This window comes from Natronorubrum sulfidifaciens JCM 14089, assembly GCF_000337735.1.
In the GTDB taxonomy this organism is placed as follows: domain Archaea; phylum Halobacteriota; class Halobacteria; order Halobacteriales; family Natrialbaceae; genus Natronorubrum; species Natronorubrum sulfidifaciens.
In genome coordinates this window covers 138,813-161,255 of the sequence record NZ_AOHX01000025.1, presented here as the reverse complement: position 1 = coordinate 161,255, position 22,443 = coordinate 138,813, and the positions used below count along the sequence as shown (strand labels likewise).

At 59.6% G+C, this 22,443-nt stretch carries 19 protein-coding genes, 1 tRNA gene and 1 pseudogene; 3 read left to right on the top strand and 18 right to left on the bottom strand.

Going from position 1 to position 22,443, the window contains the following annotated elements; genetic code table 11:
- Positions 1-60: 60 nt before the first annotated feature.
- Positions 61-1,791 carry a glutamate--tRNA ligase gene (locus tag C495_RS01990; RefSeq protein ID WP_008159524.1) on the bottom strand — a complete coding sequence of 577 codons (1,731 nt, stop codon included), beginning with the start codon at positions 1,789-1,791 and terminating at the stop codon, positions 61-63.
- Positions 1,792-2,420: 629 nt separating this feature from the next.
- Here C495_RS01990 and C495_RS01985 point away from each other — a divergent pair.
- Positions 2,421-3,617, top strand: a complete 1,197-nt coding sequence (locus C495_RS01985) for a Cdc6/Cdc18 family protein (protein WP_008159522.1) — start codon at positions 2,421-2,423, stop codon at positions 3,615-3,617.
- A gap of 286 nt (positions 3,618-3,903) precedes the next feature.
- Here the strand turns inward: C495_RS01985 and idsA3 are convergent, their stop codons facing one another.
- Together idsA3 and C495_RS01970 are read right to left on the bottom strand one after the other, a co-directional pair.
- The gene (idsA3, locus tag C495_RS01975; protein ID WP_008159519.1) at positions 3,904-5,001 is read right to left on the bottom strand and encodes a geranylfarnesyl diphosphate synthase; all 1,098 of its coding nucleotides are present in this window, start codon (positions 4,999-5,001) and stop codon (positions 3,904-3,906) included.
- 1 nt (position 5,002) lies between these two features.
- Positions 5,003-6,355, bottom strand: coding sequence for a ribonuclease J (locus tag C495_RS01970; RefSeq protein ID WP_008159518.1), 1,353 nt, complete (start codon positions 6,353-6,355; stop codon positions 5,003-5,005).
- 453 nt (positions 6,356-6,808) lie between these two features.
- Here C495_RS01970 and C495_RS01965 point away from each other — a divergent pair, with 453 nt between their 5' ends.
- Entirely contained in the window at positions 6,809-9,112 is a 2,304-nt protein-coding gene (locus C495_RS01965) for an amino acid permease (RefSeq protein ID WP_008159516.1), read from the top strand.
- A 314-nt stretch (positions 9,113-9,426) separates the two neighbouring features.
- Here the strand turns inward: C495_RS01965 and C495_RS01960 are convergent, their stop codons facing one another.
- Positions 9,427-10,161 carry an isopentenyl phosphate kinase gene (locus tag C495_RS01960; RefSeq protein WP_008159515.1) on the bottom strand — a complete coding sequence of 245 codons (735 nt, stop codon included), beginning with the start codon at positions 10,159-10,161 and terminating at the stop codon, positions 9,427-9,429.
- Positions 10,158-11,147: pseudogene (gene mvk, locus C495_RS01955) on the bottom strand (mevalonate kinase); the annotation flags it as partial. The pseudogene mvk and the gene C495_RS01960, both read right to left, overlap by 4 nt.
- Positions 11,148-11,241: 94 nt before the next feature.
- Here mvk and C495_RS17145 point away from each other — a divergent pair.
- Entirely contained in the window at positions 11,242-12,495 is a 1,254-nt protein-coding gene (locus C495_RS17145) for an outer membrane protein assembly factor BamB family protein (protein WP_161605548.1), read from the top strand.
- An 80-nt stretch (positions 12,496-12,575) separates the two neighbouring features.
- On the opposite strand, the gene C495_RS01950 is transcribed toward C495_RS17145, so the two are convergent.
- From C495_RS01950 to C495_RS01895, 13 genes are all read right to left on the bottom strand, one after another.
- Positions 12,576-15,596 (bottom strand): DUF7286 family protein, encoded by a 3,021-nt coding sequence (locus tag C495_RS01950; RefSeq protein WP_008159513.1) that lies wholly within the window; start codon positions 15,594-15,596, stop codon positions 12,576-12,578.
- On the bottom strand, positions 15,593-16,771 hold the full coding sequence (locus C495_RS01945; protein WP_241430573.1) for a DUF7284 family protein: 1,179 nt from the start codon (positions 16,769-16,771) through the stop codon (positions 15,593-15,595). Before C495_RS01945 ends, C495_RS01950 begins: the two co-directional genes overlap by 4 nt.
- Positions 16,772-16,773: 2 nt before the next feature.
- Positions 16,774-17,274, bottom strand: coding sequence for a DUF7285 family protein (locus tag C495_RS01940; protein WP_008159511.1), 501 nt, complete (start codon positions 17,272-17,274; stop codon positions 16,774-16,776).
- Between the two features lie 262 nt (positions 17,275-17,536).
- Positions 17,537-17,662 (bottom strand): hypothetical protein, encoded by a 126-nt coding sequence (locus C495_RS18455; RefSeq protein WP_008159508.1) that lies wholly within the window; start codon positions 17,660-17,662, stop codon positions 17,537-17,539.
- Between the two features lie 93 nt (positions 17,663-17,755).
- Positions 17,756-18,553: a 30S ribosomal protein S2 gene (gene rpsB / locus C495_RS01935; RefSeq protein WP_008159504.1), complete on the bottom strand. Its 798-nt coding sequence runs from the start codon at positions 18,551-18,553 to the stop codon at positions 17,756-17,758.
- Positions 18,550-19,755, bottom strand: a complete 1,206-nt coding sequence (gene eno / locus C495_RS01930) for a phosphopyruvate hydratase (RefSeq protein WP_008159503.1) — start codon at positions 19,753-19,755, stop codon at positions 18,550-18,552. The genes rpsB and eno overlap by 4 nt, the downstream gene beginning before the upstream one ends.
- On the bottom strand, positions 19,752-19,931 hold the full coding sequence (locus tag C495_RS01925) for a DNA-directed RNA polymerase subunit K (RefSeq protein WP_008159502.1): 180 nt from the start codon (positions 19,929-19,931) through the stop codon (positions 19,752-19,754). The genes eno and C495_RS01925 overlap by 4 nt, the downstream gene beginning before the upstream one ends.
- A gap of 1 nt (position 19,932) precedes the next feature.
- A complete protein-coding gene (locus tag C495_RS01920) occupies positions 19,933-20,127 on the bottom strand; it encodes a DNA-directed RNA polymerase subunit N (protein WP_008159500.1) in 195 nt (64 codons plus the stop codon).
- A gap of 12 nt (positions 20,128-20,139) precedes the next feature.
- Positions 20,140-20,538, bottom strand: coding sequence for a 30S ribosomal protein S9 (locus tag C495_RS01915; RefSeq protein WP_008159499.1), 399 nt, complete (start codon positions 20,536-20,538; stop codon positions 20,140-20,142).
- Positions 20,532-20,981, bottom strand: a complete 450-nt coding sequence (locus C495_RS01910; RefSeq protein WP_008159498.1) for a 50S ribosomal protein L13 — start codon at positions 20,979-20,981, stop codon at positions 20,532-20,534. The genes C495_RS01915 and C495_RS01910 overlap by 7 nt, the downstream gene beginning before the upstream one ends.
- On the bottom strand, positions 20,978-21,331 hold the full coding sequence (locus C495_RS01905) for a 50S ribosomal protein L18e (RefSeq protein ID WP_008159497.1): 354 nt from the start codon (positions 21,329-21,331) through the stop codon (positions 20,978-20,980). Before C495_RS01905 ends, C495_RS01910 begins: the two co-directional genes overlap by 4 nt.
- A 147-nt stretch (positions 21,332-21,478) precedes the next feature.
- Positions 21,479-21,563: transfer RNA gene (locus C495_RS01900), tRNA-Leu, on the bottom strand.
- Positions 21,564-21,693: 130 nt separating this feature from the next.
- Positions 21,694-22,443 (bottom strand): DNA-directed RNA polymerase subunit D, encoded by a 750-nt coding sequence (locus C495_RS01895; RefSeq protein WP_008159495.1) that lies wholly within the window; start codon positions 22,441-22,443, stop codon positions 21,694-21,696.

The following is a 22,443-nucleotide window of genomic DNA, read 5'->3' as shown; positions in this document are numbered from 1 at the left end:
GACGGGAACTGATTGTCTCAACCTCAGTTCAGAGAGCCAACACCAGTAGTGCTCTCGAGTTCAGGGATGCGTGTAGTAGGCGACCGTCCGTTCCTCGCCACCGTCGCTCTCGTGGTGGTCGATCCTCGCGAAGCCGACGCGTTCGAACTGGACCAGTTCGTCGGCCTCGAGGGCAGCGACACCGGGTTCGGCTCGGCCGCTCACGTCGCCGTCCATTGTCCGCAGACGGACGGGGACGCTCTCCGCTGCTGGCACCCAGTGGATGACGTCGACGTCGCCTTCGCGGACCACGTCGATGTCGTCGCCGGTGTACGCGAGCGAGTCGTCGGTGTGCTCGAAGCAGCCGAGGCCTTTCAGCCAGACGCGATTTTCGGCCGCCGGGATATCGTCGGCCTCGAGCAAGACGGCGTCGCCGGATGGGATCTCCCGGACGCCGCGGTCCTCGTGGTTGGGATGCAGCGGCGGGTTGGCTTCTGCTGGCGGGCTCTCGGTGAGTGGGACTTCGGTCCCTTCGCGAACGAAGAATCGGCGATCGGTCTCCTCGTCGATCAGATCGCGGTTGTTCGAGTAGATCGAACTCATCGCGAGATCGACGTCACTGGTCGAGGTTCCCAACTCGACCATCGAATCGACGATGGCCTCCCCACGGATACCACGCCGCCGGAGACTTTTGAGTGTCGGCGCGCGAGGGTCATCCCAGCCGTCGAGTTCGCCGTCCTCGATCAGCGCTGAAATCGTGGAAGTACTTACCTTCACGTCGTAGTCGTCGAGTTGGACGTGACCCCAGTGGACGACTTCCGGGTACTCCCAGTCGAAGTAGTCGTAGACGAACTGCTGGCGTTTCGCGGAGTCTTGCAGGTCGATCCCGCGAATGATGTGGGTCATCCCGAGCAGGTGGTCGTCGACGCCCGACTGGAAATCCAGCATCGGCCAGCAGCGATACTCGCTGGCTTCCGCACGGGGATGTGGCGTGTCGATCATCCGGAACGCGACCCAGTCACGCAGTGCTGGGTTCTTGTGCTCGATGTCGGTCTTTACGCGGAGGACCATCTCGCCACTGCTGTACTCGCCGTCGATCATGTCCTCGAACTCCTCGAGAACGGTCTCGACGTCCTTGTCGCGGTGTGGACACGGCTTGCCGGCGTTTTTCAGCTCACTAAACTCCTCGCCGCTACAGGAGCACGTGTACGCGCCGCCCATCTCGATCAGCTCGCGGGCGTGCTCGTAGTAGGTCTCGAGTCGGTCGCTGGCCCGGTAGATCTCGTCGGGCTCGAAGCCGAGATAGTCCAGATCCTCGAGGATCGCGTCGTAGGCCTCCATGTCAGGCCGTTTCGTTTCGGGGTCGGTGTCGTCGAAGCGGACGCAGAACCAGCCGTCGTAGCGCTCGCGATAGGTGCCGATGACGGCGGGCATCCGTGCGTGGCCGACGTGCCACGGCCCGTTCGGGTTCGGCGCACACCGCATTCGGATCTCGTCATAGTCGTCGGCGTTCGGCAGTTCCGGCAGGTCGTGTTCGTCTTCCTCGTCCTCGGCCTCGATTTCGGCGAGTTCCTCGGGAGCGAGATCCTCGAGTCGGGCCCGCTTTTCCTCGTATGTGAGGTCGTTGATCCGGCCGATGACGCCACCAGCGATCCCCGGAATCTCGTCGCCGTGCTCGCGGAACTCGGGGTTGTCGCCCATCAGCGGCCCCATGATCGCGCCGACAGCGGCATCGCTCTCGTGTTTGACGGCGTTCAACAGCGCGTGCTTCTCTGTCTCGCGCTCGACGCGCTCTCGTAACTCGTCGTCCATTACCGAGACGTATTCGTCCCCGAACCAAAACCTCCGCGATGTCTGCCCGCATAGACGACACTCGAGAGCCGAGTTACTGACAGCTATAGCGGTGTTCTACTCGAGAGTGTTCGAGAGCGGATCACTGCATATCCAGATGAGGCAGACACACCCCGGAGTGCCGATGTAAATCGTCCGAGAGTGAGTCCAACAGCGATTCTCCCGGAGAAATAGGGATTTCGTTCGACGTTCTTCATACAGCAATACCAAAGCATATAAATAATGGACCTTCGATACCGGTCATACGAGAGTCACGACAATTGAGTTGTGACATCGGTCACAACGTGTCCAGCCGAAACGCGTGTGACTCGTCTTCCGGCTTTCCGTTCGATTCCACGTTGCTGTCTCGGATTTCCCAGCGTTTCTCGTGGACACGTTCGGAACAGTTACATCGGCACTCCGGGGTGGGTGTGTTCCATCCTCCCGTGTTACACTGGCACTCCGGTCCACTTACACTGGCACTAGGGAGTGGACAAAACCTCTCTAAATCGCCTGAAACGGTCGTTTTACAAATCTACATCGGCACTGCGGTGTGTTTACACCGGCACTGAGGAGTTAGCGTTAAGTAGCCGCTCGGACATTGCCGACGTATGTCCGGCTCAGAGTCGTTTTTCGACAATCAAAACTACATCTTTGCGAACAAGGATCTGCTCCGCATTTCCCATCTCGTCGAAGGCGATCGAATCATCGGCCGACAGGACGAACTCAACAGTCTCGCACAGGCACTCAAAGACGCCGTCCAGGGACAGACGCCGAATCACGTCCTGATCTACGGCAAGACGGGAACGGGCAAATCGCTCTGCTCGAAGTATATTACGAAGGACCTCCGCTCGAGCGCCGCGAAAAACGACGTTTCGATCGGCGTCGCCTACATCGACTGTCTCCAGCACGCAACGGAGACACAGGCGGTGCGGACGATCGCCCGCGAACTCAACGACGAAGCCGAGACGGGGATCACGATTCCCGCCTCCGGGCTGAGCACAGGGGAGTACTACCGGCGGCTCTGGAACGTCCTCGATGGACGATTTGACGTTGGTATCATCATTCTGGACGAAGTCGACAAGATCGGTGACGACAACATTCTGATGCAACTCTCTCGAGCCGTCGAATCCGGCAAACTCGAGGAGAGTACGCTTGGGATCATCGGGATCAGTAACAAGATCCGGTACAAAGAGGAACTCAACGAGCGCGTCAAATCCAGCCTGAGCGAGCGCGACTACGTTTTCCCACCGTACGACGCCAACCAACTCCGGGCGATCCTCGAGTCGCGCAAAGACGCGTTCCAAGACGGCGTCCTCGAGGATTCGGTCATCCCACGCGTGGCAGCGCTGGCCGCGAAAGAACACGGCGACGCGCGCAAGGCGATCGACATCCTCCGCTACGCCGGGGAAATCGCCGACGAGACCGGCGCCGAAACCGTCACTGAAGAACACGTCAATCAGGCCCATACTCGAGAGGAACAGAACCGGCTGGCCGAACTCATCTCGAAACAGCCGCCACACTCGAAACTGCTCTTACAGGCGCTTGCGTTCCGGACCCAACAGGCACCCGACGACGACCCGGCGATTCCGACAGCGGATATCTACTCGACGTACGAAGTGCTCTGCGAGCAGGAGGGGTCGGACCCGCTTCGAATTCGACGGGTCCGTGAGCTACTCAGCGAACTGGCGTTTCTCTCGATCATCGAGCAGACTCGGAAAGGACGCGGCCATGGGAAAGGCGCACACACGATCCACGAACTCGTCGACAACCCGGAACTGGTGCTCAAAGCCTGTAAGTCGATCTAGCGGCTCTCGAGTTCAGCTCCGCTCTGGCTGGTTATGGCGCGGTTGTGCGTTTCTGAACAGGGGCCACGCACAGCCCATCAACACCAGAAACAGCACGACGAACACGACACTACTCATCTGAACGGGGAGTCCGATCGTTCCGAGCAGCGAATACACCACGACGCCCCCGAAACCGAGTCGGATATCGTCGAACGCTCGAGTCGGATCTGCAGCGAACAAACCCGATATATCGGGTGACAATACAAAAGACGGTCTTCGAGCCGCGTGAACGCGAGCCCAACCGCGGTTAGTAGCCGCGTTCGATCAGGTAGTCTGCGATGTCACAGAGCAGGTCACGGGCCTCGTTGTCCGGGAGGACCTCGAGTCGCGCTTTGCCCTGTTCGACCAGCTCTTGAGCGGTCTCGTTCGCGTAGCTGATCGAGCCGGCGGTCTCGAGTTCGGCGACGGCGTCGTCGATTTCGGCCTCGGTGACGGCGTCGACGTCGTTCGTGTCGATGAGCCCTTCGATGTCGACGCCCTGGTCGCGGGCGTGGACGGTGATCAGCGTCTGTTTGTTCTCGACTAAGTCGCTGCCGCGCTGTTTGCCGAGTTTCTCGCTTGGGACGGTCAGATCGAGTACGTCGTCTTGGATCTGGAACGCACGGCCGATGTCGAGTCCGTAGCCGTACAGCGCGTCGATCGTCTCGTCGTCGGCACCGAGCAAGATTGCGGGCAGACAGGCCGAAGCAGCGTAGAGGACGGCCGTCTTCTGTTCGACCATCTCGAGGTATTCCTCGGGGGAGACGTCTACGCGGTTCTCGAAGGTGACGTCGAGTGATTGGCCTTCACAGATCTTCGTACACGTCGTCGCGAGCACCTCGAGCGCTTCGACTGCCCGCTCGGGTTTCGCGCCGGTCTCGAGCATGATCTCGAACGCCTTCGAGTAGAGCGTATCGCCGGCGAGAATTGCCGTCTCGAGGTCGTACTCTTTGTGGACGGCGGGGACTCCACGCCGAAGGTCGTCGTCGTCCATGATGTCGTCATGGATGAGCGTAAACGACTGGATGACCTCGACGCTGACAGCAGCGTCCATGATGTCGATCGTATCTCGCGGCGAGCCGCTCGAACTATCCGCGGAACGTGGTTCCGCGCGCTCCCCATCGAGCGTGGGGAACTCTCGGTAATCGGTCGAGAGCGGTTCGACATCCGCGAGTGCTTCCGCCGTCGTGAGTAAGACGGTCGGTCGGAGCCGCTTGCCGCCAGCATCCAGCAGGTACCGTGATGCCTCGTAGAGCCGTTCCGGTCGCTGGATCGGCAGCTCCTCGGGGATGGCCTCGTTAACTCGCTCGCGACGCTTGCGGACCGCCTCGAGCACCGCCTTTTCTCGTGCCTCTGGGGTTGTCATATCAGTCGACAAGCTGGATGAGGTTCCCGTTGCGCGTGACGTGGACGTCCCGTCCGAGCTGATAACCCTCGCTCTCACAAAGGCTGACGTAGCCCGACAGTCCCTTCAGGTCCTGGTGTGCGGGAATGATGTGCTGGGGCTGGAGCGCATCGAGCATCTCGTAGTGGCCTTCCTGATTCAGGTGGCCCGAGACGTGAATATCGTCGTAGATGCGAGCGCCCTGCATACCGAGCAGCTTTTCGGCCTGATAGCGCTGGCCCTCGTTGGTTGGCTCCGGAATGACTCGCGCGGAGAAGACGACCTTGTCGCCGTCGTCCAGTTGGTACGGCGTCTCGCCGCGGGCCATCCGGGTGAGCATCGCTCGTGGCTCGCCCTGGTGGCCGGTGACGACGGGCAAGTAGTCCTCTTTGCCCTCGTTCATGATCCGCTTGAACGTGCGGTCGACGGATTTGCGGTGGCCGAACATCCCGAGATCGTCCGGGAAGTCGACGAAGTCGAGTCGCTCTGCAGTCCCCGAGTACTTCTCCATCGATCGGCCGAGGAGAACGGGCTGGCGGCCGATATCTTTGGCGAACTCGACGAGGCTCGTCACACGCGAGATGTGACTCGAGAACGTCGTCGCGACGATCCCGCCGTCGTAGTCTTCCATGCTGTAGAGCACGTCACGGAGGTGTTCGCGGGCGACGTTCTCGGAGGGCGTTCGCCCCTTCTTGTTCGCGTTGGTACAGTCCTCGATGTAACAGAGAACCCCTTCGCCCTCGCGGCCGATCTCACGGAACCGCTTCATGTCGATCGGGTCGCCGATAACCGGGGTGTGGTCCATCCGTTTGTCCAGTCCGTAGACGACAGCCCCCTCGGGCGTGTGGAGGACAGGGTTGATCGCGTCGATGATCGAGTGGGTGACGTTGACGAACTCGAGTTCGACCTTGCCGGAGTCACCGATCGACATCGTCTCGCCGGCGTCCATCTTGATCAGGTCGTTTTCGACGCCGAACTTCTGCTCGCCTTCGATCTGCTGTTTGACCAGTTCGATCGTAAACGGTGTCGCGACGACCGGCGCGTTGTAGCGGTGGGCCAACTTGGAGATGGCGCCGATGTGGTCTAAGTGGCCGTGTGTCGGGACGATCGCCTGCACGTCGCCCTCGAGATCACTCATGACCCGGTCGTCCGGGATCGCGCCCATGTCGATCAGGTCTAAGCTGTGCATCCGTTCGGTTTCGACGTTGTCGTGGATCAGAACCTGCGAGAGGTTCAGGCCCATGTCAAAGATGACGACGTCGTCACCGGCGCGGACGGCAGTCATCTGCCGTCCAACTTCTTCGTAGCCGCCGATTGTTGCGATTTCGATTTCCATGGTTCGTTGTACTGAAAGCCGCGTGGTGGACTCTCATCGAAACGGTCCGCGGACTCCCGGTTGTTCGGCCCCGGCGTCTTACAGCACGTCGGCCATCCCGCTATGCGCACGGGGAGGAGCGTCCCTCCCGCTGGCTTACAACACGTGTAAGCACCGTACGCACTTGCCCGCGGGTTTCGCTAGTGGCTCATACACGCCCGGGTGTTAAAAACGCAGTGGGTTACTCCTCGACGCTCGTGAGGTGGTGTGTACGGATGCTGGTCACCACAGGACTCGAGACTCCCTCGTCCTTGCCGACGTTGCTCGATTTCTACGATTTCCAGTCGGGCTAAACCGGAAGAATGGGCTATTTTAGCTACCTCTCCAGAAGTATTCTGTCCTTTTTCACACATTATTATTTCAATTACTGTGCTAATAGTGGTTTTTTGTAGGTACCGTCCGAAACCCCGGCCGATGACGAAAGATCTCGAGCGCGATCTTGGGTTGTCCGCCGTGATTGCGATCAGTATGGGGGCGATGATCGGCAGCGGGATCTTTATTCTCCCCGGCGTTGCGATGGCCGAGGCGGGGCCGGCCGTGATTCTGGCGTTCGTGATCGCAGCGATCCTCGTCGTGCCGGCCGCGCTGAGTATCGCCGAACTCGGGACAGCGATGCCCGAAGCTGGCGGCGACTACGTCTTTATCGAACGCGGATTAGGGCCGTCGTTCGGGACGATCGCCGGACTCGGAACGTGGCTCATGCTCATGCTCAAAGGGTCGCTGGCACTCTATGGTGGGATGTTCTACATCAATTTCGTGTATCAGCTACCAACGTGGGAGTTCGCGGTTCCCGGCGTCGGGATGGCACTGACGATTCCCGGCGTCCGTGCACTTGGCATCACGTTTGCACTCGTTCTCATTGCCGTCAATCTCTTCGGCGTCAAACAGACCGGCGGCCTCCAGCTGGTTATGGTGGTCGTCATGCTCGCGATCCTCTCGGCGTTCGTCGCTGGCTCGATCGTTCAGGTCGAAGGGGCGAACTTCGATGGCTTCTTCGCCGAGGGTATCGACGGAATCCTCAGTGCGACCGCGCTCGTTTTGGTCTCCTACGCCGGCGTGACGAAAGTCGCCGCCGTCGCCGAGGAGATCGAAAATCCCGGTCGAAACCTTCCACTCGGCTTGCTACTCTCGCTCATCGCCACGGCTTTTCTCTACGCCCTGCTCGTGTTCGTTCTCGTCGGCGTCGTCGACGGTCCCGAACTGTCCGGAACGGAAGAGCCGATGGCCGAGGCGACGGCACTCCTCTTTGGCGACCTGACGATCTGGGGTGGCCTCCCACTGGGGACTCTCGCCGTTGTTGCAATCGTCCTCGCAGCCTTGCTTGCACTCGTTAGTACGGCCAACGCAGGGATTCTGACCGCATCCAGATACCCACTTGCACTCAGCCGAGACAACCTCTTTCTCGAGAAGTTCGAGTACATCCATCCACGGTTCTCGACACCGTTCGTCGCTATCCTCACTACCGGAGCGATCATCATCTTCATCGTCGCCACGCAAGAGGTCGATGAAATCGCCAAGATGGCCGGCGCGTTCCAGATTCTCGTCTACATCCTCGTCTGTGGGGCCCTGATCGCCTTCCGTGAACGGGACCTCGAGTGGTACGATCCCGACTTTCGGACGCCGGGCTACCCCTGGGTCCAACTGTTCGGCATCCTCTCGGGCGTGTTCATCATCACACAGATGGATGCACAGGAGATCTTCGGCTCGATCGCGATCGTGATCTTCGGCTTCGTCTGGTTTCGCTGGTACGCCAAATCGAAGATCGAACGCGAAGGGGCTGCTAAGGGGCTTGCCCGCCGCGAGGCTGGCAAACAGTTCGTCCGTGACACCGAAGATCAACTCGAGCGTGATGATCGGTTCGAGGTCCTCATTCCGATCCGTCGAGATGTCACTCGAGAACAAGAGGACGCGCTGATCCAGATGGCCGCCCCGATCATTCACCGCCGGGGTGGACGGATCCGTGTCGTTCGATTCGACGAAGTGCCCGATCAGGTGCCACTCGAGACTGCCGCCGAAGCACTCTCCGAGGCCGACATCGAGTTCGAGCAACGAACCGACGACCTCGTCCGGTATCTCGAGGTTCCCGTCGAAGTCGGCGAGATCGTTAGCCACGACACGCGTCATGCAGTTGTCAACTTTGCCGAACGATCCGGGGCCGACCTCATCTTGGCCCGCCAAGAGGCCACCAGCCGGCTCGGGACGCTGTTCGGCCGGGACACTGACTGGATCATAGATCACGCCCCCTGTGATGTCGTCTTCGTCCAACACGCACAGCGCACCTCAGTCGATGAAATCGCGGTCGTTACTGATCGAAGTCCGTTCAATGATCCGCTCAAAGTCGAACTCGCGGATGCGATGGCAGACGTCCTCGACGCCCGTGTTCGGTTCCTCTTTGCCGTCGACGAGAGTGCACCCGACGCGCTCCTCGAGACGATCGAAACGTACCACGACGAACTCGATGCCCTCTGTACTGTCCCCGTCGAATCGACTGTCGTTCGATCGAACAATGCCGTCGAGGGACTCTCAGGTGCGCTCGAATCGTCCGATATCGTGATGTTGAGTACGATGACACACCGGCGGCTTCCCGACCTCGTCTTCGAACAGCGCTCCGATCGACTCGCCGCAGCTATCGAACAGCCGGTGTTGCTCGTCCACTCGAAAAAGACGCGTCGTGGATCGTTCCTGCGGCCGATCCTCGAGCGAGTGCTGTTCGACTAACCAATCGTAGCCACTGCAGGTCACTGCACACCGCATCGAACGACGGGAACGCGGGTCGACGCGACCGTCGGAGCGTGCGCGGGTCGGAGCGAACGGCGTGAGCGAGACCCGCGGACACGCGAACGGAGAGGTACGACCCGTGAGCGAACGGCGTGAGCGAGACCCGCGGACACGCGAACGGGGAGGAACGACCCATGAGCGAGAACCGCGAACTGGCGAGCGGGGAACGACGTGACCTGTGCGCTGTGCGATGTGTGTCCATCGGTTCAGACGGTTTCCTGTCGTCACTGTGTCCGAACCGATGGTTGAGTGGGTTACTCGATCGTCGTGCCGGGGTTCTCACCGTCGAGAAACGACGCCAGTCCTTCGAGTCCGAAGATCGACGCCTCGGCCTCGAGTGCAAGTAATGCCCGGACCTTCGCTGCCATCCCGCCCGTGACATCGGTTGCATCGCTGGCTCCCAAGACTGACGCGACATCCTCGTAGGCCCTAATCCGGTCGATAACCGCATCGTCTGCATCTAACACACCCGGCACCGTCGAACAGAGTCCGATCCGATCGGCCTCGAGGCGGCGAGCCAGTTCGGCGACCAGTTCGTCGCCGCTCACGATAGTCGCACCCGCACCAGCGTGGGCAATGACATCGCCGTGGAGGACGGGGACGAACCCTTCTTCCAGCATCGTTTCGAGCTGTCCAGTCGGCAACTCGAGGGTTCCGTCGGCGTCGCGATGGGCCGTCGAGAACGGATGGACCGGGACCGCTTCGACATCGCGCTCGAGGAGCCGACTCAGCACGAACTGATTGAGGGTTTTCATCGCGCCGTGAATCTCGAGGAGCGCCGCAGCGTCATGTGTTCCCTCGGTCGTGCTCACACCGTGTTCGCTGGCGTTGTGATGCCCGAAGCTGCCGCCGCCGTGAACGACCACGAGCTTCTCATCGGCGAGTGCGTTCGCGACGGCATCGGTCGCCTGCTCGAGTGAGCCCCCATCGAGCGTTTCCGGCCGCTCTTTGTCCGTGATGACGCTGCCGCCGAGTTTCAGCACGATCATTCGAGGCGCTTCACCCCGGTTTCGGCGAGTTCGGCGCGAAAGGCGTCCTTACAGCCCGGCGTGTACGACAGAGCTGTTTCCGTCTCGTCGGTCGAATCGAGTGCGACGATACAGCCGCCGCCACCAGCACCTGTCAACTTCGCGCCGTCGGCACCGGCATCGCGGGCCGCCCAGACCATCGAATCGAGCGAGCGAGAAGACACACCAAGCGCCGAGAGGAGGCCGTGATTGAAATCCATCAGGCGGCCGAGTTCCTCGAGATCGCCCACTGCGAGTGCGTTCTCGCCCTTTCGGACGATGTCGCCGATCGAATCGACCGTATCCGCCGCGAAATCGTACTCCTCGCGTAGCTGTCGTACGCCCGCCACGAGTTCACCGGTGTCTCCGGCCCCTCCGTCGAATCCAATGACGATGGGCAGGTCGGGGGCCTCGAGCGACCGACAGTCGTCGCCTTCAACCCGGACAGCACCGCCCGTAGCCGAACAAAACGTATCGGCTCGAGAGGCCTGCCCGCCTTGTACCTCGTACTCCGTCTGGTAGGCCCGCTCGGCGAGTTCGTTGATCTCGAGTGTCGTCCCGAGTTCGCGGGTTCCGGCGTCGATCGCGGCGACGGCGACGGCCGCAGACGAGCCAAGCCCCGCTCCAAGCGGAATGTCACTCTCGATTGTCACGTCAAAGCCGACGTCGGTTTCGCCGGTGACGTCCCGAACCTGCTCGATTGCGCCGTCGACGTACCCCATCGCTGCAGTCAACAACGTCTCCGAAACGTCGACGTCCGGCGGTCCATCGGCCGTCCCACCGTACTCCACCGTGAACCCGTCCAGACTGAGGTCCTCTGCGTGAATGCGAAGTTTGCTGTCCGCCCGTTTCTCGACACCGACCCGTGCCCGTAGCTCGATAGCACATGGAACAGCGGGCTCACCGTAAACCACCGCGTGCTCCCCGAATAGATACACCTTGCCGGGAGCGCTCGAGACTGCCATATCCTGCCGTTCGTACGACGACGGTTAATAGCTATCTTCTCGAGTGAACGCCAAAAACATTATTAGACTTATGTTTCAAACCATAATTCAGACACCAATGGTTATTTATCTGTCTGGTTTGAACGAACCGACAATGGGTACTCAACTGTCACAGACACGCCGCCGGTGGCTCGAAACGTGTGCAACTGTTGCAGGGATGACTGCGATCGCAGGATGTTCTGGAAGCGACGAAAACGGTGCCTCGAGCGAAGAAGACAGTAACGAGGACGAGTCGCTAGGGAGTGACTGGCCGATGTATGGCGTTGATCTACAGAATACGGGGTATCATCCCAATGCAAGAGGTCCAGAGAGTGAGACGGTGACCACTCGAGCGGTCATGAATATAGACGGACATGTCCCCTTTCCGCTTTCTATTGCTGATAAAGTAGCTTATCTCTCAAGTACTGGTGGCGTATCAGGGGACGCTAAACTCTATGCAGTAGACCTTGACACTGAAGAAATTCTCTGGGAGGAGGAGGGATTTGGGGCACCGAATGTTCACGACGGTATTGTCTATGGTCCGACTGGTGATGGACAGATACATGGTTTCGATGCTGAAACTGGTGACCGCTGGAGATCGGAAGAAATCGAATCTATTATCGGACTTGGAGGGCCTGTTCCGACCGAAAGTGGAATTATTGTTGCATCGCATGAAAGGATCTGGAAGATTGATCCCGATACAGGTGAGTATACTACCGTGACTACCACACCTGATTTTGTTGGAGGATCAACCGACTGGCCAGCATTCCATAACGATGTGTTCTACATTGCCCGTTCATCGAATCTTTACGCAGTGAATATCGAGACGTCGGAGATTGAGTGGACATTTAAAGCTGAGCAGGAAGGACGGCTGTCTGACAGCAACCCCGCCGTCGCCAACGGATGTGTTTATTTGACTGGAACTGGCCGAGACAATCAATTGTACGCAATCGACGCAGATTCCGGCGAGAAGGAATGGTCAATCGATACGAAGAGTGAAATTAAAACGAGTCCTGCTGTCTCAGGCAATCACATTTACATTGGAGACACTAATCGTCTGATTGCCGTTGATAACAACAATGGCACCATTGAATGGGAAACAACCAAGAACATCACTGGTAGACCTTCGGATGTTGTCATATCAAACGATACTTGTTATGCTTCCTCTCAGTTCGGAATCTTTGCGTTCAATGCGAGTTCCGGAACTCCAAAATGGTCATATACGGTTGATGATTCTTTGGATGGTGGTTTCACTGCACCACCAACACTGTTTGATGGAACCGTATATATTCCAGCAAATGATAATAAACTGTACGCGATTGAGGATGCCTGACCCGACAAATTGACTAATTTAGAGGAGAGATTATTCACCGGGCTGTTATCCGATTGTTTATATTATGTGGCTATAATGGGTCATAAACAGCTTTCTCTGCTTGGTTGTGTACTGTTCACCCCAGCATCGGGACCAGTGTCGTCCCAGAATGGCGAGCACATCTCACCGGGTGCATTCCCACCATGTTGATTATCACCGACGCCTGGAGCACCCTGTGGTAGAAACTGCGGTGCTGGAACGACAGCGAGAATCGTCTGGGTATTCTCATAGCTGATCGGATCGGTTGATCCCAACCCGAGCTCGTCACCATCTGGTGTTTCAAGCGTGACAGCCTTGTCCTCACGGACGTACGTCGTCGAGTCGGTTACCGATGGATCGCCGCTGGTCGCCTCGACTTCGAAGCGAGCGTACTCTCCTTCGAGTTCGATTTGCCACGCATCTACCTGTAGATAGAACAGCGGTGGCCATGGAATCAATGGAAAGCCCGGGTGACCAATCTCGTTTTCATACCCGGCACCCATCGGTGCGAAATTCATCTCATCGTCGATCTCGAGCGGGCCATCGCCTGCCGCTCGGACGGCCGGCACTTCGGTCTGGTTGACCGCCACCTGTGAGGTGTGATACGTCGGCGAGCCGTCGACAGTGACATGAACATCGTTCAGTACGTCCGGAGTGTCGATTTCGGGATCATCTTCGTCCTGAAGCAGTTCTTCACCGGCGCCCAACATTTCGTCGACGAGGTTCATTGGGCCACTGATAATTTCATTGACAGAGTCTAGAAATCCGCCAAGGAGGCTGTCTATGAGATTCCCGCCGCCAGTCGTCATTCTTTCGTGTTCACTGGCAAGTTTATCAACGTACTTATACATATTGTCGAAGTACACCTTCCGAGCCTCCATCCTAGCGACATCCGGTGCGTTCTCGAAATCATCACGGCCATCCACGTGCTTCGCTTCCATTTCCGCGATACTCTCGTCCATCTCCCGTATCGGACTCTCGTCAGCCGTTAGCATCTCCATGACCTCCGCCTCAACCGGTTCAATTTCGGTTACCGTCTCGTTATGGATCTCGAACAGATCCTCCCAGACAATGTAAGTATGCAGCATCCCCTCGTTACGCGGCGAGAGTTGAATATCCTCGTCGAAGCTGCTGTCGTAGTTGATAGCATCCCTGAAGTCGTTTCGCGACTCAATATTATTGACTCTGCCACTCAGCCACCGTTCGAACTCGGAGTCGCTGTCGAAGTCCTGTCCAAAGAACGCTCTCGTCACTTCATCAGCGGCGTCTTCCCAGTTGGTTGGTCCCCCAAGGTATGGATCTGGAGAACCACCCTGATCGAGCACGTGCTCAATACTGTTCGGATCGGTCTCTAAACCGGGTGCAAACTCACCATCAAGTTCGAACGAGGCAGTAAAATCCGTATATCGGTTGTCGTGTTCCCAGACATCGACCGAAGAGTTGGTCGTTGTGTTGTTCCACGCTCGATAGGTCTCGTATCTCATCTCGACTTCGACATCGACTGAAACGAGTGACTGCTCGAGACCAGAACGACTGCTGTCTTCGGTGACTTTGTCGATACTTCCCTCTACATCGGTATTGGTCGTCAGGTACACGCGATCAACTTCCGTATGATTGCTGGCGTCGTATTCCTCTGGCAGGGGAGGAAGCGGGTGTCTGAGACCATCCATCGACGGAGTGTTTTTTACGGTTCCGAGTTTCCCGTTCACCGTATAGACGTCGTCGATGACGGAATCTGTATTGTCGATTTCTTGAATAGCTTCATCTCTGAGACTTCCAAGGTTTCCTTGAATATCCTCCAGCGCATCTGGATCTGCGTCCTGATCGAATTCTACTCTTTCACTATCACCATAATAATCCTCGAGATACGCCTCATTGAACCGATCTGTCTCGTTGAGCGCTGTTCGCATCTCGCTTTCGAGGACGTCCTGTCCAAGCCCGGCTTCCATCTCGTACATCGCCATATCAGCGAACGGATGGCCCTGTGTCGTCCCGTTCTTGTCGACGTTCTCGAGCATCCCCAGCACGATCTCTTCGACGGTCGGCATATCCGGTAGGTCGCCGTCCGGGGAGATGACGCCCGCTGCACAGAGTTCATCGACGGTACTGACGTTCTCGTCGGGGTGGAGATCGTCGGCGATCGCATCGAAATCGTACGTCTCTCCGAGGTCGAGTGCACTATCCGAGAGGTCATAGGCCATACAGACCACAGGCCCTGCCATCACGCGATTGCCGTACTCGTCTTGCGTGCCGAAGACTTCCTGTTGGGCCGCCAACCGTGCGTCGTTGGCCATCACTTCGGTATGATCGTTTGGCGTCACGTTCTCAAACGCTCGATCCGCTGGATCGCCGAACAATCGGTCGTAGTAGGCTTTCCCCCAGACGAGCGGCCACAGCCGCTTTGCGAGATCGTAGCCGTACCCCTCGCGCTGGTCGACGCCCTCGAGCATGCCCGTGTTCAGATGCGTTTCGTATGCGTCCACGCGTTCGTGGAGTGCCATCATGGTCGTCCCCACTGAAACGGAGATGTCGCGTGAGACGACTGTCTCGATAGTTCCGTCCTCGTCTCTCACGGTGAACTCGACGTCTTCAACGGTCACATCCATGATGCCATCGTCTTCCTCGAGTGTGACGTGCTCGAGCGCTGCCTCGAGGTCATCTGTATCGGTCCAGTCATCGACCGCGGGTAGTGACACCTCGACGGTCTGTCCCTGTCCGACGTGCTGTTGGCGGCCGTCGAGTGTGGCGGTCGCCTCGGCGAGAATCGTGATCCGTGTTTGATCTTCGAGCGCGGTTTCGTCGTCGAGAACGCCGTCCAGATCGGAATTAACGGTCGTCACGGGTGAGCGGACGACCTCGTCGGTGGTGCGGACGGTCACATGACGGAGTTCACTGATCGCGTACGCTTCGGCGCGGTCGATCGCTAACTCCGTGCTACGATCGATTTCTGGAGCAGTTCTCGTCTGGAGTGTTGCAACGATCAGCACGGAGCTCATGAGGAGCAAGACGCCGATAACGGCGAAGGGGACCCGTGCGCGGTCGTCGTCAGCGATCGAAACCGTGTGTGGTCGGGTGCGTCTCATTCGTTCCAGGTCTGGATCGTGATCGTCACGTCTTCGGTCGCCACTGCATTGGCGACGAGCTCGGCTTTCCGCTCGTCACGCGCGTCGCCGTCGTAGTGGGCATCGATTTCGTCGAATTCGTCGGCGAACGCGCGCGGAATATCCGCCGCAATCCATGCGGCAAGTGCGTCTGCGTCGGTCACGTCGTAGCCGCCGTCCTGTCCGACAAGCACCTTGTGGTTTGCTTCGTCGGCCCGTGCGTGCGAGCGAGCCAGTGGTCGGTGTGTCTCCGCACTTCGGAACGAGAAGTCACCGATAGTCTCGACCATCGACTGGTAGTGGTAGACTTTGAGTGCTCGCTGGATGCCCTGGTCTTCTAGTGCGTACTGCGACGGTTCGGGTGGGAAGAGGCCGTCGACGATTTCGTACCCAATAACAGTGCCGGCCGCCGCGTACGACTTGTTGTCACTCCCATCCAGTCTTGGCATGTCCGACGAGTCGTCGATATCCGGATGGCTATCGGCCATGTCATCGAGCCACTCGTCCCACCAGTCGTCGGCTTCGAGCCAGTTCGACTCGAGTTCGGCCTCGTCGACTGGCGAAAACCCACTGGGAACGGTCGTCGTCGTGCTGGAGACGTCCGCGGTTGGCGGTGGGTGCTCGCCAGCCGTTGCCGTGCCGTTGATACGAGCCCCGTCGTAGGGCTCCCATGTGGCGACGATGTAGACGCTCCGGTCAACACCCAAGAGCGTCTGTCGAATCGCCCAGTCGACGGCCTCCTCATACTCGTCGCCGTAGGCCAGCACGGGCTCGCCATCGAGCTGGTGGTTCGTCACTGCAGCGTCAGCAAGCAGTCCGAGTGGCGAGCCGTGGTCGGTTCGTGTGTACGTCTGCTCGTTCGTGATAACTGGCTCGGAGAACGTGTCTTCATCACGAACGTCCTCGAGGCTGTACGTGACGGTGACCGTCGACGTGCTCAGAACCTCGGTCATTCGGGCTGACGATCGGCTGTCGATATCGCTGGTGGAATGGATTGTGACGGTCGAATCCGGCTCGGCGGCGCTGCTCGCCCGCTCGTCAGGAGCGGTCGCCAGATAGGTGCCGATGATCAGCACGCTCGCAGTGATCAGCAACAGTGCCAAGGTAACGTCAACGACAGTGCTGACACCGCGTTCGGCGTCGAATTGCCGACTCACGATCACCAGACCTCCACGTGCAGTGTGCCGCCGCGAACGTCGGCTTTCGTTACCTCGATCGAGATCGGCCGAGTCGCGATCCCGGTCTCTATCGACTCGCCAGCCCCTCGAGGCGGACCGTAATCGGGATGTGTCGATTCCAGTTGGCGTGCTTGCAGATCGTCACCGTCGGAATCGAAGTGTGCCGACGCGAGGACGGTTGGTTTGCCGTCTTTGTACGCCCTGATTTCGATGTAGCTGTTCTTGCCGTTTGGGAGTGACGCCTGATCGAGTGTCTCGCGCATCTCTCGATCCATCTCGGTGGTGTACTCGTAGGCAGGAAAGACGCCGGAGCCGTCGTCTTCGAGATCATCCCAGAGACGATCGATTGTCGTCTCCTCGACGGCACGATCGCTCATTCCGGGAAACACGCTGCCGAGAGAGACGGCGTAGATCCCGACACCAGCCAGCAGTGCCATCACGGCGACCAGCGCAGCGAGCGGTTCGGTTTGGGCTCTAGCCATCGATCGGCCCAGTAGAGGAGTTACTGACAGTCAGTACACCCCCGCTCGCGGATGGCTCGGCGAGTGGTGTGAACTCCGGGGGAGGTCCCGACCCGACATCGCGTGTGCTGTTCGTCGCTCCAATTCCGAAACGTGAGGGGTGGTACCGTGTGTTCTCTACCTCGAGCGAGGCCACCGAATCCATGCCCGGGTTGGACTCGTCTTCGTACTTAAACCTGAGACGAACGGTGCAAGGTCACGGTGTGGTCAGCGCGACGCGTCGTTAGAACAGTCCCACGAGAATGCGATACGGAATCCCGACTGCGAATATCGCGATCAGTGCCGCCGTTGCGGCGATCACTGGCAGCGGCATCTTCTCCTCTTCGAATTTGAATACCGAATCGAGCATACCGGTCGTTGGTCCGATGCGTACGTAACTCCTTTGCTCATCGCTTGCGGTGTCGATGCCATCGAGAAAAACGAACAGCGGCAGTGAAACGGCTTAGACCATGCTCTCGAAGTCCTCGAGCGAGTACGATGGCTCGGCACCACGGCGGTCGAGGACTTCGTTGGCGAGCAGCCAGTAGACGACCGAAAGGGCCTTTCGACCCTTGTTGTTCGTCGGGACGACCAGGTCGACGTTGCTGACCTGGTTGTTCGAGTCACACATTGCGATGACGGGGATGCCGACGGTGATGGCCTCTTTGACGGCTTGGGCGTCACCGATCGGGTCCGTGACGACGAGTACGTCGGGTTCGATGTAGCCGGCGTACTTGGGGTTGGTCAGCGTTCCGGGGATGAAGCGGCCGGTGCGGGCGCGAGCGCCCACGGCTTCGGCGAACTTCTCCGCTGGGAAGCGACCGTACTGTCGACTCGAGGTGACCAGAATCTGCTCTGGGTCGTAGTTCGACAGGAAGTCCGCGGCCGTGCGGATGCGGCCGTCGGTCTTCGAGACGTCGAGCACGTAGAGACCGTCGGTTCGGACGCGGTGGATGAACCGCTCCATGTCGTCGGTCTTCTGCTGGGTCCCGATGTGGACACCAGCGCCGAGGTAGTCCTCGACGGGGATGAGCAGGTCGGCCTCCTCGTCGGACATCACGTCGTCGTCGAGGGTTGGACCCGCGTCTTCATCGGCTGGTTCTGCGTCAGCGTCGGCCTCGGTGGCGTCGGCGGGCTGTTCGTCAACTGGCTCGACGTCGTCCTCGGGATCGGCGGCAGGGCCAGCCCCTTCGGCTGGCTCCTCGTCGATCTCGTCTTCGGCAGCGTCGAGCCCTTCCTGGGTTGCGTCGTTGTCTGTCATGTCGCGTCGTCTGCGATTCTGATGAGCTCGTTGAGCTTGGCGGTTCGCTCGCCGCCGACGGCACCCGTCTTGATGAAGGGTGCATCGGTTGCGACGGCGAGGTGTGCAATCGTCGTGTCCTCGGTCTCGCCCGAGCGGTGGGAGATGACGGAGTCGTAGCCGTTCTGCGTCGCGAGTTCGATCGCGTCGAAGGCGTCAGTTAGCGTCCCGATCTGGTTTGGCTTGATCAGGATGCTGTTTGCCGCGCCGCGGTCGATCCCGTCGACGAGACGGTCGGTGTTCGTGACGAACAGGTCGTCACCACAGATCAGTGTCTGGTCGCCGACCTCGTCGGTGAGGTCTGCGAACGCGTCGTAATCGTTCTCGTCGAGTGGGTCCTCGACGTAGACGAGGTCGTACTCGCGGACCAACTCCGCGATGTAGGCGATCTGTTCGTCGGTGTCGCGACTCGTATCGCTGTACTCGTAGGTTTCCGAGTCGGCATCGTACAGCTCCGCACCGGCGACGTCGAGTCCGAAGCCGATGGTGAATCCGACATCGTCTTCGACCATCGAAACCGCTTCGTCGACGATTTCGAAGGCTTCGCTGTCGTCGATCGATGGAGCCCACGCGCCTTCGTCGCCTTTCCCACACGGAACGTCGCGTTCCTCGAGGAGGTCAGCGACGGTGCTGTGGACGGCGGCGTTGGCGAAGACGGCGTCTTCGACGCTCGGTGCGCCGACGGGTGCGACCAAAAACTCCTGAATGTCGGTCGCGTCGGCGGCGTGTTCGCCACCGCCAACGACGTTGCCGAGTGGCACCGGGAAGTTCTCTCCACGGAACGCACCGCCCAGATGCTGGAACAGTGGCGCACCGAGGACATCAGCTCCGGCTTTCGCGGCAGCCATCGAGATCGCAACGGCGCTGTTTGCACCGATCTTCGAGAAGTCGTCAGTGCCGTCGGCGGCGTGGAGGATCGAATCCACTTCTCGCTGGTTGCCCGCGTAGGCGTCGCCGACGAGTCGGGAGACGGCGTGCTCTCGAGCCGCAGCGATCGCCTCGGATGGTGGTCGCTCGACGGCTTCGTACTCACCCGTGCTGGCACCGCTTGGTGCTGCAGCACGACCGAAGCCACCGCTTTCGGTGATGACGTCTGCCTCGACGGTGGGGTTGCCACGCGAGTCGAGGATGCGTCGGAGTCGAACGTCCGTGATCAGTGTCATTGCTTCCCTCGCTTGACGGTAAAGGGTAAGACCCCAGCGTCGTACTCCTCGGCGGCGATGAGGATCGGTTCGGACTGGTTCGTCTCGACCAACACCGGCGCGCCGTAAGAGATCTGCAGCGCTCGTGCACCGAGGATGCGTGCTTTCTCGTAGCGGTTGTGACGTTCCTGTTGCATGTTACTGGTATGGAGAGACGACGTCGACGAGGTCCGTATGGCTAACGAGCATGCGCCGACAGCAGTAGCGGTCGACACCGAGTTCGTCGAGGACTTCTTCGGGGTCCTCGTCGCCCTCCTGTGCGCGCTCGTCGAACTCCTCCCAGTGTTCGCCGACGACAGTCCCACAGCTGAAACACCGGACCGGTACCATCATGATTGAATCACCTTAGCGGTAGGACTTCTGGTAGCGAGCCCGAGCGCCCGGGCCGCCCCACTTCTTCGGTTCGGACTGGCGAACGTCGTTGACCAGCAGCGAGCGGTCGAACTCCATGAACGCGTCACGGAGTTCGGCGTCGTTGGAGTGCTGGACGATTCCGCGGGCGATAGCCGTGCGGACGGCGTCTGCCTGACCGCTGATACCGCCACCTTCGACGCGAACGTCGATGTCCATGTCGCTGCGGAGGTCCTCACCGGCGATGCGGAACGGCTCGAGCATCTTGAGGCGGGACATTTCCGGCTCGACCAGTTCGACTGGCTTGGAGTTGATTCGAACGCGACCCTCGCCTTCGCGAACGGTCGCTCGAGCGACGGCGGTCTTTTTCTTTCCACTCGTGTTCGTTACCATGTGACGTTAGCACCGAGTTGTTCGGAGACTTCGCCCAGGTGGACGAAGCGGATGTTCGAAAGTCGGTCCAGCGACGTGCCCTCGAGGATCTCGGACTCGCGGTCATCGTCGTCTTCGTATGGGTTGCCCAGGTAGACACGGACGTTCGAGAACGCCTCGCGGCCACGTGGCTTCTTGTAGGGCAACATCCCACGGACCGAGCGCTTAAAGATCGTGTCCGGTCGGCGTGGGTAGTACGGCCCGCTGTCGGAGCCGAGCTGGATGCGCGTGCGGTAGGTGTCGAAGATGTCCTCTTTGTCGCCGGTGATCACGGCGTCTTCGGCGTTGACGATCGCGACACGCTCGCCGTCGAGGGCGCGCTGGGACACTTCGCTGGCGACGCGGCCAAGGATACAGTCACGGGCGTCGACGACGACGTCCGCGTCGAACTCTGCGATACTCATCGAATCACCCGCACGTTGGATCCCTGTGGGTTCTCTTCGAGCACTTGCTCGAGCGGTACTGTGTCACCGACGGCGTCGATCTTCGTCTCGGCGGACGAGGAGAAGTCGACCGCTGCGACGGTGACGTTTTTCTGTAAGGCGCCGGAGCCCAGCACTTTGCCGGGAACGACGACAGTCTCTTCTTCGCGTGCGTATCGCTCGATACGGCCAAGGTTCACCTCTGCGTGGGTGCGCCGGGGCTTCTCGAGTCGGTCAGCAACGTCTCGCCAGACATCGGCGTCCGCCTCGCGGGACGTCGACTTGAGCTCGGCGATAAGATCGTTGAGCCTCGGATTAGTCTTGCTACTCATTGATTTCCTCCAAAGTCGGTCGTATCGGCGAGACGAGGAAGCGTCTCACCGATCGTGGAATCGGTTGGCTGTCGAACGGATCGGAAGCCCGTTCGGTCGGTCGTGACCGAACTGCTGCCGAACGTTGTTCGACGGTACAGAAGTGGATGCAGGGAGCAGGATTTGAACCTGCGGACTCCTACGAGACAGCGCCCTGAACGCTGCGCCGTTGGCCTGACTTGGCTATCCCTGCTTGCACTTCTTCCTATCCGTTGCCCCTTCAAACCCCTTTCGATTCCAAGTCGTGAGTGCGTGCCGGTCTCGTCGCTCACGGCGCCAGCGAACGCGGACTCACAGTGGGATTGGGGGCAGTTCATCGTCTTCTAGAGCTGTACTGCGTCTTCGAGTTCGGCCGCGCGTGCTTCGATCGAGTCGGCGGCTCGTGTGACCAGTTCGTCGACTGGGAACGAGCCGTCCGTCTCGATGTTGAAGACGAACGCGTTCGGGACGTCCTCGATCTCGACTTGTTTGCCAGGATAGCGGTTCGACAGATCGTGGTCGAACTCGCTGGTCTGGATCAGTTCACCGTCTGCTTCGATGACACCACGGATGATTCGGGACTCCTGCTCTTCGAACTCCGGCAGGTCGTCGACGACCTCCACACGCTGGAGATGTCGATAGCCTGCAGAGACTGCGCCCTGATGTTTCGCGTGGTTTTTGCCGCGGTTGAAGACGGCGTCAGCCTCGGCCTCGAGGCGCTGGTCGTCCTTGAGGTCGATGATCGGAACGTTCTCGTCTGCAGGTTGTACGAGATCGTCGCTCGAGACGAGATCGCCCGAGTAGGCGGTGGCTGGTCCTTCGACGTCGATCGAGAGAGTGACGGTGTCGCCCTCGGCGAACTCGGCTTCGGGTGGGGTCGTCAGTGGGACGAGCCCGAGTCGGAGTGCGAGTTGCTCGTCGAACATGACCGACGAGTTCTCGATGAACCGGACGGTGTCGATGGCCAACGTTGGAACGTCGGCGAGCATCGCGCGACGAAGCCCGTTGGCGAACGCGGGTGTGACACCGCGGACGAGGAACCGTGCGTATCGGTCCTCGTGTTCGACGAACTCGACGTCGTAGTCTTCTGTCAT